Genomic DNA, 18,212 nt, shown 5'->3' with positions numbered 1-18,212 from the left:
CGGGCCCGCCGCGTACCGCCGGAGCGGGCGGCACGCTCGCCGCTGACGCGAGGGGCGCTGACGTGGCGGGTGCTGGCGCGAGGGGCGCTGACGTGGCGTCCGCCGCCCCAGGGGGTGTTGACGCGACGGGCACCGACACAGGGGGCGCCGCCCCGGGGAACGCCGTCCCACCGTTCCCCGCCGGCACACCGGACGCCCTGGTCACCACCGGGGGCACCGAGTCCAACCTCCTCGCCGTCCTCCTGGCGCGCGAGGCCGCCCGCGGCGGCGCGCACCGTTCCGGGGAGCGTCCGGGAGGCGCGGGGCCCGATCCCGCCGCGCCGCTCCGCATCGTCTGCGGTGCCAACGCACACCACAGCATCCACCGCGCCGCCTGGCTCCTCGGCCTTCCCGAACCCCTCACCGTCCCCACACCCGACGGCGTCCTCACCCCCGACGCGGTCCACTCCGCCCTCACCGGACTCACCGGCCCGGTCCTGCTCGTCGCCACCGCGGGCACCACCGACTCCGGTGCCCTCGACCCGCTCCCGGAACTCGCCGACCTCGCCGAACGGCACGGGGCACGTCTCCACGTCGACGCCGCCTACGGCGGTTCCCTCCTCTTCAGCGCCACCCACCGCTCCTTGCTGCGTGGCCTGGAACGTGCCCACACCGTCACGCTCGACCTGCACAAACTCGGCTGGCAGCCGGTCGCCGCCGGCCTCCTCGCCGTCCCGGACGCCACCGCCCTGGCGGCGCTCGACCACCGCGCCGACTACCTCAACGCGCACGACGACACCGAAGCCGGCCTCCCCGACCTCCTCGGCCGCTCCGTCCGCACCACCCGCCGCCCCGACATCCTCAAGATCGCCGTCACCCTCAAGGCCCTCGGCCGCAACGGCCTCGGCGAACTCGTCGACCGCACCCTCACCGCCGCCCGCACGCTCGCCGACCTCATCGAGGCCCACCCCCGCTACGAGCTCCACTCCCGGCCCGCGCTGACCACGGTTCTCTTCCGCCCCACCGGCGCCGACGACGCCACCGTCGCCGCCCTCCGCCGCGGCCTCCTCGCCGAGGGGCACGCGGTCCTCGGCCGCGCCACCACCCCCACCGGCCTCTGGCTCAAGGCCACGCTCCTCAACCCCCACACCCAGCCCGGCGACCTCGCCGCCCTTCTCAAACTCGTGGAAGGCCACACTCCCCGATGACCACCCCCGCCCCCCACCCCGCGTCCGCCTCCGGTACCCCCGCGGAAACCCCCGCCGCCCCCGGTTCCCAGGGCTCCGGCCCCGCCGCCCCCACCACCCCGACCACGCGCGCCGTCGCGCCCACCGACCGCCACGGCACCGCGGACCCCACCCACCCCCTCGACCTCGTCGGCGTCGGCATCGGCCCCTTCAACCTCTCCCTCGCCGCCCTCGCCCACCCCCTGTGCGACCTCCGCACCGCCTTCTACGACCAGCGCCCCGCCTTCCACTGGCACCCCGGCCTGCTGATCGACGGCGCGACCCTCCAGGTTCCCTTCCTCGCGGACCTCGTCACCCTCGCCGACCCCACCAGTCCCTGGACGTTCCTCAACTACCTCAAGACCTGCGAGCGCCTCTTCCCCTTCTACTTCGCCGAGCGCTTCCACATCCACCGCGCCGAGTACGACGCCTACTGCCGCTGGGTCAGCGAGAACCTCCCCGGTCTCCACTTCCGTCACCAGGTCGAAGCCCTCCGCTGGAACGCCCGGCACGCGCTCTTCGAGGTCGACTTCACCCACCTCGGCCCCGACGGCGAGGCCGAGGCACTGGGCCGTACCTACGCCCGCAATGCCGTCCTCGGCGTCGGCACCGCCCCGCACGTCCCCGAGCCCCTGCGCCCCCTAGCCGAGGCCCCGGCCGTCCCCGTCATCCACTCCGCCGACTACCTCGACCACCGCGAACGCCTGCTCGCCGCCGAGCACATCACCGTCATCGGCGCGGGCCAGTCCGGCGCCGAGATCTTCCTGGACCTGCTCCGCGCCCGCCCCGTCGGCCACGAGCGCCTCCACTGGCTCGCCCGTACCGCGGCCTTCGCGCCCATGGAGTACAGCAAGCTCGGCCTGGAGCACTTCACCCCCGACTACACCCGCTACTTCCACGGCCTGGCCGAGGGGGTCCGCGATGATCTCCTCGACCGCCAGTGGCAGCTGCACAAGGCCGTCGACCACGACACCCTCGCCGCCATCCACGACGAGCTCTACCGCCGCACCCTGCACGGGGGGTGGCCGGACGCGACCCTCACCCCCGGCGTCGCCGTTCACGCGGCCGACCGCGTCGGCACCACACAGATCGAGCTGCACCTCGACCACGCCGAGCAGGGCACCCGCTCCCGCCTCACCACCCACGCCGTGGTCCTTGCCACCGGCTACCGCGAGCGCCGCCTCGACACCCTCCTCGGCGCGCTCGACCCCCATCTGCTTCGGGACAACGCCGGACGCCTTCGCATCGACGCCGAACACCGACTGGTCACCGGCCCCGCCCTCACCGGCTCCCTCTACGTCCAGAACGCGGAACGGCACACCCACGGCGTCGGTACCCCGGACCTCGGCCTCGCCGCCTGGCGCAGCGCCACGATCCTCAACTCCCTCACCGGCGCCAACCCTTACCCGCTTCCCTCCCGCACCGCCTTCACCACATTCGGCCTCCAGCAGCCCCCGGTGGGCCGCATTGGTACCGTCCCGCGTCAGGCGTCCCATCTCGTCCCGCGCCACTGACCGGCAACCGCCCGCCCACGACGACGGGCCCGCGGCGCAACGCCCCGCGCCGGGAAAGGCGCGGGGCGTCGCGCACCCGAAGCGGGCGGGGCTGTCCCCGGGGCCGCGCGGCGGCCCGAGCCCTCAGAACACAGGGGCCCCGTCCCGCGTCAACCGCCACTCCGCCGACGCGAATGCCGCCGGGTCGATCTTCCCGGTCTCCTGGACCCACCCGATGATCAGGTTCCGGATCTCCTCCGACGTCGACCAGACCTGCTGCGCGGCCGCCACATGCGGGAAATTACCGCCGCCGCTCGCCCGGTAATTGTTCACGGCCAGAACGAAGCGCGCCGAATCGTCCAGCGGCTTTCCCCCGAACATCAGACGCCCGATCCGGCTGCCCGCCGGCTTCGCGATATCGATGTCGTACGACACCCCGCTGACGGCGTCGTAGTTGTAGTCCGGAATTCCGTCGGCATTTGTCACCTTCGCCGGATCGACCGGCCCGCCGGACGGCGTTCGCACGTAATACCGCGCCGAGAACTCCAGATAGTCCCGCACCTGCCGGCCCGTCATCACCCGTGCCTCCAGGGTGTTGTCGAACGGATAGAGCGCGGCCATCGACCGGATCGTCACGTCCCCGGCCGGCACCGTCGCGGCGCGTGAGAAGCACGATGCCTGGGACAGCACCGGCAACTCCGCGTACGCCGTTCCCGCCAGCGCCTTCCGTACCACCTCGGCCTGCACATGGGCGATGAAGTCCAGGATCGGGGTGTCCTTCACCGGGGCCTCGGCGGCCGTCATCTCCGCCACCGACCGGCCGATCACCCGGTTCACATACGCCACGACCTTCTTCTGTTCATCCCGCAGCAGCCCGGTGATCCGCGCGTCCTCCTCCACCGTGTTCGCGTTGAGCACCCGCGCCCCGAGCGAGGTCACCTCCCAGCGGCCCCGCTGCCACTCCACCGCCACATCGAACAGGGTCAGCCGCTGCCCCCACTTCAGTGGCTCCGACAGCACCACCTCACGGCCCGTCTCCTTGTTCACCACGCGCCGCTCGGGAATCTCCACATGCGCGTGCCCCACGAGAATCGCGTCGATCCCCGGCACCCGCTCCGCGACCAGCGCCGCGGCGTTCTCCACGTACGGCACCTGGTCCCCGTACGACGAGGTGCCGCCCGCCCCCGAATGCGCGGCGACGATCACCACGTCCGCGCCCATCGAACGCAGTTTGGGCACCCACACCGCGGCCTGCTCGACCAGCCCGGGAAACGCCAGCTTGCCCTGGACGTGTGCCTTGTCCCAGATCGCGATCCCCGGATTCGTCAGCCCCAGCACCGCCACCCGTACGTCCCGCCCGTGCGGCGTCCGCAGCCGCTTGACCACATACGGCGGGAACGCCGGACGCAGCGACCGGGCGTCGACCGCGTTCGCCCCCAGCAGCGGGAAATCGCAGTCCTTCTCGAACTTCCGCAGCAGAGGAATACCGTAATTGAATTCATGATTGCCCAGCGCCGCCGCGTCATAGCCGATCGCGTTCATCGCCCGCGCCATCGGATGCACCGGACCCTCCGGCCCGGTGATGGGCTCCACCTTCGCATAGTAATAGGCCAGTTGTGTGCCCTGGATGGTGTCGCCCGCGTCGATCAGCAGCGTATTGTGACGGCCCTTCTCGCGCCGGACCCGGGACACCAGTGTGGAGATCTTCGCCAGTCCCACATCATTGTGGTCGGCGTCGTCGAATTCCGCGTCGGTGGCGTAGTCCCAGTTGAAGACGTTTCCGTGCAGATCCGTCGTTCCCATCACGGTGAACGCGTAGTGTGTGCGGCCGTGGGGGCCGTGCCCGCCGCGCGGCCGTGCCGCCGCCTCGCCCGCTCCCGCGAGTGCCATTCCCGCACCCGCCACCACGGAACTCCCCACGAACGCCCTACGGTCGAGCGACATTTCCACTCCTCACACGACGACGGCCCCATCGTGCCGCCCGCCGCGGCACTACGCGCGGAGATTCTGACGCAGTGCGCTCCGGTACGACAGTCCCTCAAGTGCGCCGCCGACCCCGGAAGCACCTTTCGGTCTGCTCATCGGAGCGCGGTCGCGCCCATTCCAGAAGTTGTCAACAGCCTTTCATTCAGCGGTCGTTGGGCAGTCACTTCCCCACACTTCCCTACCAGCAGGTAGGTCATAGGGTCGACGTATGCGCCGAGCGAAAATCGTTTGCACACTGGGCCCCGCCACGGACTCGTACGAGCAGATCAAGGCCCTCGTCGACGCCGGAATGGACGTCGCCCGCTTCAATCTCAGTCACGGCACCTATGCCGACCACGAGGCGCGCTACCGCCGTGTCCGCGCCGCCTCCGAGGAGACCGGCCGCAGTGTCGGAATCCTCGCCGACCTTCAAGGCCCGAAGATCCGGCTGGGCCGTTTCCGGGAAGGCCCCGTACTTCTCGAACGCGACGACACCTTCGTCATCACCGTGGAGCCGGACATCGAGGGCGACCGCCACCTCTGCGGGACCACCTACGACGGACTCGCCGCCGATGTCACACCGGGGGAGCGCATCCTCGTCGACGACGGCAAGGTGACGCTGGAGGTGACGGGTGTCGACGGGCCCCGCGTCCACACCAAGGTCGTCGAGGGCGGCATGGTCTCCGACCACAAGGGCCTCAACCTTCCCGGTGTCGCCGTCTCCGTCCCCGCCCTCTCCGGCAAGGACGAGGACGATCTCCGCTGGGCCCTGCGCACCGGCGCCGACGTCATCGCGCTCTCCTTCGTCCGCAGCGGCCGCGACATCGACGACGTCCACCGCATCATGCGGGAGGAGGGCCGCTTCCTCCCCGTGATCGCCAAGGTGGAGAAGCCCCAGGCCGTCGAGAGGATCGAGGAGATCGTCGCGGCCTTCGACGGCATCATGGTCGCCCGCGGTGACCTCGGTGTCGAAATGCCGCTGGAAGCCGTCCCGATCGTTCAGAAGCGGGCCGTCAAACTGGCCAGGCGCAATGCCAAACCGGTCATCGTCGCCACACAGATGCTCGACTCGATGATCGACAATTCCCGTCCGACCCGGGCCGAGGCGTCCGACGTCGCCAACGCCGTGATCGACGGCACCGACGCCGTGATGCTCTCCGGCGAGACGAGCGTCGGAAAGTATCCCTCCGAGACGGTCAGGACGATGAGCCGGATCGTCGAGGCCGCCGAGGAGGACATCCTCGCCAAGGGCCTCCCGCCGCTCACCGAACGCAGCAAGCCCCGCACCCAGGGCGGCGCCGTCGCCCGCGCGGCCGCCGAGATGGGTGACTTCCTCGGTGCCGCGTACCTCGTCGCCTTCACCCAGTCCGGCGACACCGTCCGCCGCCTCTCCCGCTACCGCTCGCCCATCCCCCTTCTCGCCTTCACCCCCGACCCCGCCACCCGCTCCCAGCTCAACCTCACCTGGGGAGTGGAGACCTTCCTCGGTCCGACCGTCGACTCGACCGACGAGATGGTGGCCCAGGTCGACGAGCAGCTGCTGAGGCTCGGCCGCTGCCGCAAGGGGGATGTCGTGATCATCACGGCCGGCTCCCCGCCCGGGGTCCCCGGCTCCACCAACCTCGTCCGCGTCCACCACATCGGCGAGGACGGCACCCCGGTCCCCGCGAAATAGCCCCGTCCGCCGGTGCGTTGGCGCGAGGTCCTGACGGTCGTCCCTGTCGGTGCTCCGGCCCGGCGTGGTGGCCCGCCGAACGCCGTGACCGCCCGGTGAGGGGAATCCCGGGGAATCGCCCGGACAAGCGGAAGCGCTTTCGTCGACCGCGGGGAATTCGGGCAGTGCCTTTCCGGCGGAACCGGCCGCAGGCCCCGGAAATGCCGTGCCGTACGACGGCCGGTGATTTCGTGATCAGAAGTGCCGGGTGCGGGATTCGAACCCGCAAGCCCTTTCGGGCAGATGTGTTTGAGACATCCGTGTATGCCATTCCACCAACCCGGCCGGTGGCTCAAGACACCATACCGTGTACGCCATGGCGACCGCCTCTAGGTAGGCTGCAATGGCACCACCTGCCTGGAACGAGGAGTCCTGTGAGCGCCGCCGACCCCGAGCAGCCCGCCCCCGAAGGCGACCAGTCGCACGTCCCGCCGATCACCACGCGTGTGGTGATCGCCGAGGACGAGGCACTCATCCGCCTCGATCTCAAGGAGATGCTGGAGGAGGAGGGCTACACCGTCGTCGGTGAGGCCGGGGACGGGCAGACGGCTGTGGAGCTGGCCCGGGAGCACCGCCCCGACCTGGTGATCCTCGATGTGAAGATGCCCGTACTGGACGGTATCTCCGCGGCCGAGAAGATCGCCGAGGAGAGCATCGCGCCCGTGCTGATGCTGACCGCCTTCTCCCAGCGCGAGCTGGTGGAGCGGGCACGGGACGCGGGGGCGATGGCGTACCTGGTGAAGCCGTTCTCCAAGAGCGACGTGGTGCCGGCGATCGAGATGGCGGTGAGCCGGTTCACCGAGCTGAGGACGCTGGAGAAAGAGGTCGCCGACCTCACCCAGCGGCTGGAGACCCGCAAGCTCGTCGACCGGGCGAAGAGCATCCTGCAGACGCAGTACGGCCTGACGGAGCCCGCCGCGTTCCGGTGGATCCAGAAGACCTCGATGGACCGCCGGCTGTCGATGCAGCAGGTCGCCGAGGCGGTCATCGAGGACGCCGAGGAGAAGAAGCAGAAGAAGGAGCAGTAACGGCTCCCGGGGCCGGTGCCGCACCGCGCCGGTCCCCGCACGGACGGCCCGCCCCGGTACCGGGGAGCGGGGCCGTCGGCCTGTGGGGCGCGTGAGGCGTCAGCCGCGGTGGGCGTCGGCGTCCGTGTCCCGCAGCATGCAGGTCAGACGGGCGGAGCAGACGCGCTTGTCCTGCTCGTCGGTGACGGCGATCTCGTACGTGGCGGTGGAACGGCCGCGGTGGACCGGGACGGCGACGCCCGTGACCAGGCCGGAACGCACCCCGCGGTGATGGGTGCAGTTCAGATCGACACCCACGGCGATCCGGGAAGGACCGCCGTGCAGCATGGCGCCGACCGAACCCAGCGTCTCGGCCAGGACCGCGGAGGCACCGCCGTGCAGCAGCCCGTAGGGCTGGGTGTTGCCCTCGACGGGCATGGTGCCCACGACGCGCTCCGGGGCGGCCTCGACGACCCGCACGCCCATCCGGCGGCCGAGATTCCCGGCGGAGAAGAGCGCCGGCAGGTCGAGGCCGAGGCCGGCCCACTGATCGAGGATCTCCTGCGGAAACGTGGTGGTGTGCTGCTCGCCCATGGCGTTCGGCTCCGTTCGCTGGCCTGTGATCGTCGTCGATCGTTCCTGTTCTTATCAGGCCACTGAGCGAGCGCTCAGCACGGGGTGCTCGTTCCCGTTCCCTCAGTCCTCCCGCGCCGGTTCCAGGCGTATCACCACCGACTTGGAGGCGGGGGTGTTGCTGGTGTCCGCGGTGTGGTCCAGCGGGACCAGCACATTCGTCTCCGGGTAGTAGGCGGCCGCGCAGCCGCGCGCCGTCGGGTAGTGCACCACCCGGAAACCGGGTGCCCGCCGCTCGCTGCCGTCGGTCCACTCGCTGACCAGGTCGGCGTACGCGCCGTCGGCGAGACCGTGGGCGCGGGCGTCGTCGGGGTGCAGCAGCACGACCCGGCGGCCGTTCTTGATGCCCCGGTAGCGGTCGTCGAGGCCGTAGACCGTGGTGTTGTACTGATCGTGGGAACGCAGCGTCTGGAGCAGCAGCCGGCCCTCGGGGACGGCGGGGTACTCCACGGGCGCGGCGGTGAAGTTCGCCTTGCCGGTGGCGGTGGGGAAGCGGCGGCTGTCCCGGGGCGCGTGCGGCAGGGCGAAGCCGCCGGGGCGGGCGACCTTGGCGTTGAAGTCCTCGAAGCCGGGGATGACGCGGGCGATGCGGTCGCGGATCGTCCCGTAGTCGTCCTCGAACGCGCTCCAGGGAGTGGTGCTGCGCTCGCCGAGGACCCGGCGGGCCATCCGGGCCACGATCGCGGTCTCCGACAGCAGATGCGGGCTCGCGGGCCGCAGCCGGCCGCGGGAGGCGTGCACCATGCCCATGGAGTCCTCGACGGTGACGAACTGGTCGCCGCCGCGCTGGTGGTCGCGCTCCGTCCGGCCGAGCGTGGGCAGGATCAGGGCGCGGGCGCCGGTGACCGCGTGGGAGCGGTTGAGCTTGGTGGAGACATGCACCGTGAGGCGGGCGCGGCGCATGGCGGCCTCGGTGACGTCCGTGTCCGGGGTGGCCGAGACGAAGTTGCCGCCCATGGCGAAGAAGACCTTGGCCTTCCCGTCGCGCAGTGCCCGGATGGCACGGACGACGTCGTAGCCGTGGTCACGCGGCGGGGCGAATCCGAACTCCTTCTCCAGCGCGTCGAGGAACTCGGGCGCGGGCCGCTCGAAGATGCCCATGGTCCGGTCGCCCTGGACGTTGCTGTGGCCGCGCACCGGGCAGACCCCGGCACCGGGGCGGCCGATGTTGCCGCGCAGCAGGAGGAAGTTGACGACCTCCTGGATGGTGGGGACCGAGTGCTTGTGCTGCGTCAGGCCCATCGCCCAGCACACGATGACGCGCCGGGAGGCGAGGATCATCCGCAGGGCGCTCTCGATCTCCTCGCGGGTCAGCCCCGTGGCGCGCAGCGTCTCCTCCCAGTCGTCACCGGCGCGGGCGACGCGGGCGAACTCCTCGAAGCCGTGGGTGTGCTCCCGGACGAAGTCCTCGTCGACGGCGCCCTCGGTCTCCAGGATCATGCGGTTCAGCGCGCGGAACAGTGCCTGGTCGCCGCCGAGGCGGACCTGGAGGAAGAGATCGGTCAGCGCGGTGCCGCCGCCCGCCAGGCCGCGGGGCGTCTGCGGGTTCTTGAAGCGCTCCAGACCGGCCTCGGGCAGCGGATTGATGGAGATGATCTTCGTGCCGCCGGTCTTGGCCTTCTCCAGGGCGGAGAGCATCCGGGGGTGGTTGGTGCCCGGGTTCTGACCGGCCACGATGATCAGATCGGCCTTGTAGAGATCCTCCAGCAGGACGCTGCCCTTGCCGATGCCGATGGTCTCGGTGAGCGCGGAGCCCGACGACTCGTGGCACATGTTGGAGCAGTCGGGGAGGTTGTTGGTGCCGAATTCACGGGCGAACAGCTGGAAGAGGAAGGCCGCCTCGTTGCTCGTCCGGCCGGAGGTGTAGAAGACCGCCTCGTCGGGGGAGTCGAGGCCGGTCAGCTCGTCGCCGAGGATGCCGAAGGCGCGCTCCCAGGAGACCGGTACGTAGTGCTCGGCGCCCTCGGCCAGGTACATCGGGCGGGTGAGCCGGCCCTGCTGGCCGAGCCAGTAGCCGCTGCGCCCGGCGAGATCGGCGACGGAGTGCGCCGCGAAGAACTCCGGGGTGACACGGCGCAGGGTGGCCTCTTCGGCGACGGCCTTGGCGCCGTTCTCGCAGAACTCGGCGGTGTGCCGGTGATCAGGGTCCGGCCAGGCGCAGCCGGGGCAGTCGAAGCCCTCCTTCTGGTTGACGCGCAGCAGCGTCAGCGCCGTGCGGCGCACCCCCATCTGCTGCTGCGAGACGCGCAGCGCGTGGGTGATGGCCGGCAGGCCGACGGCGGAATGCTCGGGCTCGCCGACCTCGGGCGCGTCCTGGATGGGATCCGATGCGGGCGGCTTGCCTGCCATGACGCTCTCCTCCGAGCTGTGAGCGGTGGCGATGCCGTCGTGCGGACGGATCGTCGTCTACGCCTTCGATCCTGTCACGGACCGGCCGGACCGCGTAGAGCCTGTGGATAACCCCGCTCGCGGCCCCGCGCCGGGCGCCGCGCGCCGGCCGGCGGGGGCGGGGCGGCCGCCGCGGCGGGGATTGTCGGTGGGGCGTGGCAGGATCGGGGGCGTGGCAGCAAAGGCAGCGAAGAAGAGCGAAACGACCGGCACCGAGGCGGCGGGCGGAGGCCGCCCCCGTCTGCTCCTGATGGACGGGCATTCCATGGCATACCGGGCGTTCTTCGCCCTGCCCGTGGAGAACTTCACCACCGCCACGGGACAGTCCACCAACGCGATCTACGGATTCGCCTCGATGCTCGCGAACACCCTGCGTGACGAGGCGCCCACGCACTTCGCGGTGGCGTTCGACGTCTCCCGCAAGACGTGGCGCTCCGAGGAGTTCCCCGAGTACAAGGCGAACCGCTCCAAGACGCCCGACGAGTTCAAGGGCCAGGTCGAGCTGATCGGCGAGCTGCTGGACGCGATGCACGTCAAGCGGTTCGCGGTGGACGGCTTCGAGGCCGACGACGTCATCGCCACGCTCGCCACCCAGGCCACGGCCCAGGGCTTCGACGTCTCCATCGTCACCGGCGACCGCGACTCCTTCCAGCTGGTGAACGAGCACGTCACGGTGCTCTACCCGACCAAGGGCGTCTCGGAGCTCACCCGCTACACCCCGCAGAAGGTCGAGGAGAAGTACGGCCTCACCCCCTCCCAGTACCCCGACTTCGCGGCGCTGCGCGGAGACCCGTCGGACAATCTCCCCGGCATCCCGGGCGTGGGCGAGAAGACCGCCGCGAAGTGGATCAACCAGTTCGGCTCGTTCGCCGAGCTCGTCGCGCGCGCGGAGGAGGTCAAGGGCAAGGCCGGCCAGAACTTCCGCGACCACCTGGAGGCCGTCAAGCTCAACCGCCGGCTGACGGAGATGGTCCGTGACGTCGAGCTGCCCTGCGGCCCCGAGGCACTGGTCCGCGAGGCGTACGACCGGCGGGCGCTCGCGGTCTTCCTGGACGCCCTGGAGATCCGCAACCAGGGCCTGCGCGACCGGCTGCACGCCGTCGACCCCGGCGCGGAAGCGGCCGCGGAGGAGGCGGCGCCCGCCGCCGGCGTCGAGATCGACGGCACCGTGATCGGCACCGGCGAGCTCGCGCCCTGGCTGGCCGAGCACGGCACCAGCCCGCTCGGGGTGTCCACGGTCGACGTGTGGTCCCGCGGTACCGGCAGCGTCGCCGAGGTGGCGCTGGCCACGGCCGGCGGCCCCGCCGTCTGGTTCGACCCCACCGGGCTGGACGAGGCCGACGAGCGGGCGTTCGCCGAGTGGAGTGCGGACCCCTCCCGCCCCAAGGTGATGCACAACGCCAAGGGCCTGATGCGGGTCTTCGCCGAGCACGGCTGGCGGATCGACGGCGTCGTCATGGACACGGCCCTCGCCGCCTACCTGGTCAAGCCCGGCCGCCGCTCCTTCGCCCTGGACGTCCTGTCCGTCGAGTACCTGGGCCGCGAACTGGCCCCGGCCGCGGCCGGCACCGGCCAGCTGGCCTTCGGCGCGGACGAGCAGGCCGAGGCCGACGCCCTCATGGGCAACGCCCGCACGGTCCTCGACCTGGGCACCGCGTTCGGGACCCGGCTCGCCGAGGTCGGCGCCGCCGATCTGCTGCGCGAACTCGAACTGCCCACCAGCGCCCTGCTCGCCAGGATGGAGCGGGCCGGCATCGCCGCCGACCGCGGCTGGCTCGAACGCATGGAGCAGCAGTTCGCCGGCGCGGTGCAGCAGGCCGTCCAGGAGGCGCACGCCGCCGCCGGACACGAGTTCAACCTCGGCTCGCCCAAGCAGCTCCAGGAGGTCCTCTTCGGCGAGCTGGGCCTGCCGAAGACCAAGAAGACCAAGACCGGCTACACCACCGACGCCGACGCCCTCGCCTGGCTGGCCGCGCAGACCGAGAACGAACTCCCGGTGATCATGCTGCGCCACCGCGAGCAGTCCAAGCTGCGCGCCACCGTCGAGGGCCTGATCAAGACCATCGGCACCGACGGCCGCATCCACACCACCTTCAACCAGACCGTCGCCGCCACCGGCCGGCTGTCCTCCACGGACCCCAACCTCCAGAACATCCCGGTGCGCACGGACGAGGGCCGCGCCATCCGCCGCGGCTTCGTCGTCGGCGAGGGCTACGAGTCCCTGCTGACCGCCGACTACAGCCAGATCGAACTGCGGGTGATGGCGCACCTCTCCGAGGACGAGGGCCTGATCCGGGCGTTCACCTCCGGCGAGGACCTGCACACCACCGTCGCCTCCCAGGTCTTCGGCGTCGACAAGTCCGAGGTCGACCCGGAGATGCGCCGCAAGATCAAGGCGATGTCCTACGGCCTGGCGTACGGCCTGTCGGCCTTCGGCCTCTCCCAGCAGCTGGGCATCCAGCCCGACGAGGCCCGCCGGCTGATGGACACCTTCTTCGAGCGGTTCGGCGGCGTACGGGACTACCTCCACCGCGTCGTCGAGGAGGCCCGCGCCACCGGCTACACCGAGACCATCCTCGGTCGCCGCCGCTACCTCCCCGACCTCAACAGCGACAACCGCCAGCGCCGTGAGATGGCCGAACGGATGGCGCTGAACGCCCCGATCCAGGGCACCGCCGCCGACATCGTCAAGATCGCCATGCTCAAGGTGGACGCGGCGCTGAGCGCGGCGGGGCTGCGGTCCCGGCTGCTGCTCCAGGTGCACGACGAGATCGTGGTCGAGGTGGCACCCGGCGAGCGCAAGAAGGCCGAGGAACTGATCCGCCGCGAGATGGCCGCCGCGGTCGAGCTGCGCGCCCCGCTGGACGTCTCGGTCGGCTCGGGCGGGGACTGGGAGTCCGCGGCCCACTGAGCCGCACGACGGAACACGTCACCGGGGTGGGGCCGTACCGCGTACGGCCCCACCCCGGTGACGTGTTCCGTGGGAGGATGTCCCGGCGGCAGCCGCGCCCCTTCCCGAACCGTTCTCCGCGATACCGGTACGCATGGTGGATGGGGGACCCGAGTTGTCGTACTGTCACCAGAGTTGCAGCGCAGGGGAGTGCGGCACCGCGAATTCCACGCGGTGATCGATGTGGAGGGGACGGCTCGTATGGCAGCCACATTCGGGCGGCGGCTCCGCAGGGGAGCGGCCTCGACGGCGGTGGCGGCGGTCGCGCTTGCCGCGCTGACCGCCTCTCAGGCACCGGGGGAGGTCGAGAAGACCGCGAACAGAACCGGCGAACCGGTCCCGCCCGCCGACACCCCCGTCGACGGCGGTTCGTCGTTCTACACCGACCTCCCGCCCCGTAAGAGCGCCACTCCGTCCGGCGGTTCGCACCAGAAGGGCGGCGGCGCGGGCGGACCGGTCGTCACCGGACCCGCCGAAGCCGGCATTCCCGCCACGGTCCTCGACGCCTACAAGAAGGCCGCCAACGGCACCGACCCCGCCTGCCGGCTGCCCTGGCAGCTCCTCGCCGCGATCGGCAAGGTGGAGTCCGGGCACGCCAGGGGCGGCGCGGTCGACGCCGACGGCACCACCCTCACGCCCATACTCGGCCCGCGGCTCGACGGCAACGGCTTCGCCACCATCCGCGACACCGACGGCGGCCGCTACGACGGTGACCCCGTGTACGACCGCGCGGTGGGCCCGATGCAGTTCATCCCCTCCACCTGGTCACACGGCGGCCCCGACGGCAAGGGCTGGGGCGCCGACGGCACCGGCAACGGGGAGAAGAACCCCAACAACATCTACGACGCCGCCCTCGCCGCCGGCCGCTACCTCTGCAACGGCGGCCGCGACCTCTCCGTACCGGCCGACCTCGACCGTGCCGTCCTCGGGTACAACCAATCCGGTGAGTACCTGCGGACGGTGCGCTCCTGGTACACGTTCTACAGCAAGGGCACTCACGAGGTACCGGACGGCAAGGGCCCGCTGCCCGTCCACCGCAGTGGCGGCACGAAGCCGTCCGCCGACGACCGGTCCGGACACGGCCACAGCGCCACGACGGGCCGCGGTGGCGCGGGCGGCGAGCGCCCCGCCGGCGGGAACACCGGGAAGCAGACCTCGCACAAGCCGGCCACCCCCGCCCCGGACGGCACCGGCACCGGGCCCTCCCAGGGCCGCCCCGGAACGGGCGGCGGCACCGGAACGGGCACGGGCAACGGAGGCACCACCAACCCGACGCCGACGCCCGAGCCCCCCACCCGTCCCGCCCCTCTCACCACCCTCGAACGCGTGGGCGCCAAGGAGCTGTCGGCCACCGCGGACGGGACGTTCGCCGCGACGCCGCGGGTACGCGCCAAGGACGCCGACGGCCGGCCGGTCGCCAAAGCCCCCGTCCGCTTCGCCCTCTCCGGCGCCACGGACACTCGCTTCCCCGAAGACGCGACCACCGTCACCGTCACCACCGGCAAGGACGGCATCGCCACCGCCCCGGCCCTGCGCGCGGGCGGCAAGACCGGCTCCTTCACCCTCCGCGCGACCGCCGTCGGCCGCACCGTCCCCGCCGTCGACTTCGCGGGAACCGTCGCACCGAAGCCCGTACCGCACGCCGACACGCTCGCCCGCACCACCGACAAGGAACTGGCGGTCACCGCGGGCGGCGTGCTCGCGGCCGGCACCGTCGAGATCAAGGCGACCCTCGACGGCAAGGCCGCGGCGGGCGTACCGGTCACCGCGACCATGGTCACCGACGACCCCCGGCACCCCGCCGAGGCCCACGACGGCCCGTACTTCACCGACCCGAAGGCCACCGGCGACGCCAAGGACAAGCCCGTCCGCACTCTCACCGGCCTCACCACCGGCAAGGACGGCCTGCTCACGCTCCCGGAGATCCGCACCGACGACCGCACCGGCGTCTTCCGCCTGCGGCTGACCACCGCCGACGGCACCGTGCTCACCGTCGCACTCAAGGTCACCGCCCCGGACGGCGCCTGACGCCCGCCCCGCCACCGCACCGCCGCCCCGCCCACCCGGGCAGGGCGGCGGTGCCATGTGTTCTCATCTGCGCCACCCGTTGCTACGGTGCCCGCCTCTGACGCCGTATCAGCTCCCGGGAGGTCGCATGCGCGCCCTGGCAGCAGCCGCGGTCGGACTGGCCGCCGCCCTCGCCCTCGTCGTCGCCGTCACCGCCCTCGCCGCCCCCGGCGGCCGCACCTCGCCCCGCCCCCTGCTGACCAGCGTCCCCGCGCACCCCTGACGGAGGGACGACGTCATGCGCCGCACCACGAGCCTCGTCCTGCTCGCCCTCGCCGTCCTCTGCGCCGCTCTCTCCCCCCTGATCCGCTGGTACGCCTTCCCGCGCCTGGCCAAGGTCCCGCCCGGCCAGTACCAGACCATGGTGCTGGAGGCCGCCCCCGCCACCCTGATCGACTACGGCACGATGAAGGCCCGTCAGGTACCCAAGGTCACCATCGTCCAGACCCTCAAGGGCAACATCACCGAAGCCGCCCGGATCGGACGGACCACCGGCCGCGACGTCACCGTCTGGGACACCCTCACCCATGTCGCGGGCCCCGGCGGTGCCATGGTCTCCGACATCCCCGAGCGCTACATCTTCGACGCGCACACCCAGGAACCCGTGCACGCCCCCGGAGAAGCCGTCGACGGCGACCCCGTCCGCCGCGACGGCATCGAGTACAAGTGGCCGTTCCTCACCGAGAAGCGCGACTACTCCTACTTCGACCCCCAGACCCGTACCTCCGCCCCCATCCGCTACAAGGGCACCCGCACCTTCCACGGCCTGGAGGTCTACTACTTCGAGCAGACCATCCCCTGGACCAAGGTGCCGTTCCCCAAGAAGATGCCGGTCAAGGGCATCACCCCGGAGACCGTCGCGAAGACGGGCACCACCCGCTGGTACTCCACCACCAGAAGGTTCTGGGTCGAACCGGTCACCGGAGCCCCCGTCAACGGGGAGGAGGACCACCGCGAGGAACTGCGCGGCGGTTCCCTCCTCGCCGGCCGGGACAAGGTCACCGCCTTCGCCGGACGGGTGACGATGCGCCCCGACTTCGTCACCTCGACCGTCGACCTCGTCGCGACCCAGCGCACCCTGGTCCTGCTGCTCACCCGCTACCTCCCCTGGGGCCTCCCGGTCCTCGGCGCCGTCCTCCTCGCCCTCGCCCTGTCCCACGAGGCCCGCACCCGCCCCGGCGGCCGGGGACGCACGCCCGCGGAGCACACTGTCAGTGGTCGCCCTTAGCGTGAACACATGACGTCGGACCGCTGCCCGATCACCGCCGAAACGGTGGACCAACTCCTGGAGTTGAGCCACCCGACCTGGGAGAACGATGAGGCCTTCGACGTTTTCCGCACCGCACGCGGAGGGTGCTGCTCCGCCTTCTACGACTCCTACGAGACCGCCGCCGGCCACATTGTCTCCATCGGCGTCCTCGCCCCTGGGGACGGCACCGGGGTGCCCGGCCGGACGCGCTGGGCGGCCTTCAGCGTCGGGGACCCCGAACATGGCGGAGTCCCCGACACCCACCACCTCGCCCAGGGCCGCGACCTCCTGGACACCGACCGGCACACTGCGGCCGCCCTCCTCACCACCCGTCACAGACCGCTGCCGTCACCGCCGCACCCGGCACTGGCAGGTAGCCCTCTGGAGCGGCGGCGACCGCTTGCTCGTCCTCGCTCAGGACGCCGACCCGGTCTGCTGCTCCCGCTTCCTCCGCGGACCCGACAGCCGCACTGCCCTGCCCGGCTGGTACGCCGCGCCGCTGCGCGGAGAGGAGCAGGCCACATGAGGGCCCAGCAACGAGGCGGGAACGCGCACACCGCAGGAGGGTCTCCGCGGCCCCGGGGGAGACCTCCCGCGCCGGCCCGTCAGCCCCGCCTGAGCCGCGCCGTCGTGTGCCGCGTCGCCTCGGCCGCCGACGGGTCCTCGGGCCACGGGTGCTTGGGGTACCGGCCCCGCAACTCCGCCCGCACGGAGCGGTATCCGTCCCGCCAGAACGACGCCAGATCCGCCGTCACCGCCACCGGCCGACCTGCCGGGGACAGCAGATGCACCAGAACGGGCACCCGCCCTCCCGCCACCCGCGGCGACTCCAGCCACCCGAACATCTCCTGCAACTTGACCGCGAGCACCGGCCGGTCACCGCCGTAGTCCACCCGCACCCGCGAACCGCTCGGCACCTCGATACGCTCCGGCGCCAGCTCGTCGAGACGCACGGCGTCCCCGCTCGCCCACGGCAGCAACCGCGCCAACGCCTGCCCCGCGTCCACCCGCTCCAGATCGGCCCGCCGCCGCGCCCGGTGCAACTCCGTCCCCAGCCACTCGTCCGCACGCTCCAGCAGCGCCGCGTCCGACACGTCCGGCCACGGGCCGCCCATCTCCTGGTGCAGAAAGGCCAACCGCTGCCGCAGCGACACGGCCCCCGCAGACCACCGCAGCAGCCCGAGACCCTCCCGGCGCAAACCCTCCAGCAGTGCCTTCCGCACCAGAGCGGGAGCGGGGTCGGCGAGCGGCCGGGACGCCAGCTCGATCGCCCCCAGCCGGTCCACCGCCCTGGCCACCACGTCACCGTCCGACCAGCGGACCTCCTCACCCGAGGAACGCAGGGCCCGCGCCGCCGCACACGCCGTCCCCTCGTCGAGCACCGCCGCCAGCCGCACCCGCGCGGACGCCGCACCGACGGGACGGTCCGCCACCGCGACCGCCAACCAGGGCGCGTCCCGCAGCCGCGAGGCATCCCCGCCCCGCCCACCGGGACCGCCACCGGCCGACTCCAGGCGGGGAACTTAATGCGTTAGCTGCGG

At 71.8% G+C, this 18,212-nt stretch carries 12 protein-coding genes, 1 tRNA gene and 1 pseudogene; 9 read left to right on the top strand and 5 right to left on the bottom strand.

Annotation, left to right across the window (positions count from 1 at the left end; all coding sequences use genetic code 11):
- Nucleotides 1–1,187 (top strand): pyridoxal phosphate-dependent decarboxylase family protein (locus tag AC51EU_RS15480; RefSeq protein WP_496267502.1); only part of this gene is annotated, 1,187 nt, incomplete at its 5' end.
- Nucleotides 1,184–2,719 (top strand): lysine N(6)-hydroxylase/L-ornithine N(5)-oxygenase family protein, encoded by a 1,536-nt coding sequence (locus AC51EU_RS15475; protein WP_496267501.1) that lies wholly within the window; start codon nucleotides 1,184–1,186, stop codon nucleotides 2,717–2,719. The genes AC51EU_RS15480 and AC51EU_RS15475, both read left to right, overlap by 4 nt.
- Nucleotides 2,720–2,842: 123 nt before the next feature.
- Here AC51EU_RS15475 and AC51EU_RS15470 read toward each other — a convergent pair whose 3' ends face one another.
- A complete protein-coding gene (locus AC51EU_RS15470) occupies nucleotides 2,843–4,642 on the bottom strand; it encodes a bifunctional metallophosphatase/5'-nucleotidase (RefSeq protein WP_496267500.1) in 1,800 nt (599 codons plus the stop codon).
- A gap of 250 nt (nucleotides 4,643–4,892) precedes the next feature.
- Between AC51EU_RS15470 and pyk the strand changes: the two genes are divergently transcribed.
- The gene (pyk, locus tag AC51EU_RS15465) at nucleotides 4,893–6,338 is read left to right on the top strand and encodes a pyruvate kinase (RefSeq protein WP_496267499.1); all 1,446 of its coding nucleotides are present in this window, start codon (nucleotides 4,893–4,895) and stop codon (nucleotides 6,336–6,338) included.
- Between the two features lie 241 nt (nucleotides 6,339–6,579).
- Here the strand turns inward: pyk and AC51EU_RS15460 are convergent.
- A tRNA-Leu gene (locus AC51EU_RS15460) sits at nucleotides 6,580–6,662 on the bottom strand.
- 89 nt (nucleotides 6,663–6,751) lie between these two features.
- On the opposite strand from AC51EU_RS15460, the gene AC51EU_RS15455 reads away from it, so the two are divergent.
- Nucleotides 6,752–7,405, top strand: coding sequence for an ANTAR domain-containing response regulator (locus AC51EU_RS15455; RefSeq protein ID WP_496267498.1), 654 nt, complete (start codon nucleotides 6,752–6,754; stop codon nucleotides 7,403–7,405).
- Nucleotides 7,406–7,504: 99 nt separating this feature from the next.
- On the opposite strand, the gene AC51EU_RS15450 is transcribed toward AC51EU_RS15455, so the two are convergent.
- Both AC51EU_RS15450 and AC51EU_RS15445 read right to left on the bottom strand, forming a co-directional pair.
- On the bottom strand, nucleotides 7,505–7,978 hold the full coding sequence (locus AC51EU_RS15450; RefSeq protein WP_496267497.1) for a PaaI family thioesterase: 474 nt from the start codon (nucleotides 7,976–7,978) through the stop codon (nucleotides 7,505–7,507).
- Between the two features lie 102 nt (nucleotides 7,979–8,080).
- Entirely contained in the window at nucleotides 8,081–10,366 is a 2,286-nt protein-coding gene (locus tag AC51EU_RS15445; protein ID WP_496267496.1) for an FdhF/YdeP family oxidoreductase, read from the bottom strand.
- A gap of 211 nt (nucleotides 10,367–10,577) precedes the next feature.
- Between AC51EU_RS15445 and polA the strand changes: the two genes are divergently transcribed.
- The 5 genes from polA to AC51EU_RS15420 all read left to right on the top strand — a co-directional run bounded on the left by polA (nucleotide 10,578) and on the right by AC51EU_RS15420 (nucleotide 17,197).
- Nucleotides 10,578–13,316, top strand: coding sequence for a DNA polymerase I (polA, locus tag AC51EU_RS15440; protein WP_496267495.1), 2,739 nt, complete (start codon nucleotides 10,578–10,580; stop codon nucleotides 13,314–13,316).
- A 240-nt stretch (nucleotides 13,317–13,556) separates the two neighbouring features.
- Nucleotides 13,557–15,383 carry a lytic transglycosylase domain-containing protein gene (locus AC51EU_RS15435; RefSeq protein ID WP_496267494.1) on the top strand — a complete coding sequence of 609 codons (1,827 nt, stop codon included), beginning with the start codon at nucleotides 13,557–13,559 and terminating at the stop codon, nucleotides 15,381–15,383.
- A 127-nt stretch (nucleotides 15,384–15,510) separates the two neighbouring features.
- Nucleotides 15,511–15,645 (top strand): SPW_0924 family protein, encoded by a 135-nt coding sequence (locus AC51EU_RS15430; RefSeq protein ID WP_496267493.1) that lies wholly within the window; start codon nucleotides 15,511–15,513, stop codon nucleotides 15,643–15,645.
- Between the two features lie 15 nt (nucleotides 15,646–15,660).
- The gene (gene pgfA, locus AC51EU_RS15425; RefSeq protein ID WP_496267492.1) at nucleotides 15,661–16,650 is read left to right on the top strand and encodes a cell envelope lipid trafficking protein PgfA; all 990 of its coding nucleotides are present in this window, start codon (nucleotides 15,661–15,663) and stop codon (nucleotides 16,648–16,650) included.
- 262 nt (nucleotides 16,651–16,912) lie between these two features.
- On the top strand, nucleotides 16,913–17,197 hold the full coding sequence (locus tag AC51EU_RS15420; RefSeq protein WP_496267491.1) for a hypothetical protein: 285 nt from the start codon (nucleotides 16,913–16,915) through the stop codon (nucleotides 17,195–17,197).
- A gap of 79 nt (nucleotides 17,198–17,276) precedes the next feature.
- Here the strand turns inward: AC51EU_RS15420 and AC51EU_RS15415 are convergent.
- Nucleotides 17,277–18,149: pseudogene (locus tag AC51EU_RS15415) on the bottom strand (ATP-dependent helicase C-terminal domain-containing protein); the annotation flags it as partial.
- Nucleotides 18,150–18,212 lie beyond the last annotated feature (63 nt).

Source organism: Candidatus Streptomyces philanthi (assembly GCF_059553635.1).
This window is presented reverse-complemented; position numbering and strand designations above follow the sequence as displayed.

Excerpts from the sequence above, each read along its gene's own strand:
- AC51EU_RS15435 (WP_496267494.1), top strand. The coding sequence starts at position 13,557 with ATGGCAGCCACATTCGGGCGGCGGCTCCGCAGGGGAGCGGCCTCGACG.
- AC51EU_RS15420 (WP_496267491.1), top strand. The coding sequence starts at position 16,913 with ATGGCGGAGTCCCCGACACCCACCACCTCGCCCAGGGCCGCGACCTCC.
- AC51EU_RS15470 (WP_496267500.1), bottom strand. The coding sequence starts at position 4,642 with ATGTCGCTCGACCGTAGGGCGTTCGTGGGGAGTTCCGTGGTGGCGGGT.
- pyk (WP_496267499.1), top strand. The coding sequence starts at position 4,893 with ATGCGCCGAGCGAAAATCGTTTGCACACTGGGCCCCGCCACGGACTCG.
- AC51EU_RS15430 (WP_496267493.1), top strand. The coding sequence starts at position 15,511 with ATGCGCGCCCTGGCAGCAGCCGCGGTCGGACTGGCCGCCGCCCTCGCC.
- AC51EU_RS15450 (WP_496267497.1), bottom strand. The coding sequence starts at position 7,978 with ATGGGCGAGCAGCACACCACCACGTTTCCGCAGGAGATCCTCGATCAG.
- pgfA (WP_496267492.1), top strand. The coding sequence starts at position 15,661 with ATGCGCCGCACCACGAGCCTCGTCCTGCTCGCCCTCGCCGTCCTCTGC.
- AC51EU_RS15475 (WP_496267501.1), top strand. The coding sequence starts at position 1,184 with ATGACCACCCCCGCCCCCCACCCCGCGTCCGCCTCCGGTACCCCCGCG.
- AC51EU_RS15445 (WP_496267496.1), bottom strand. The coding sequence starts at position 10,366 with ATGGCAGGCAAGCCGCCCGCATCGGATCCCATCCAGGACGCGCCCGAG.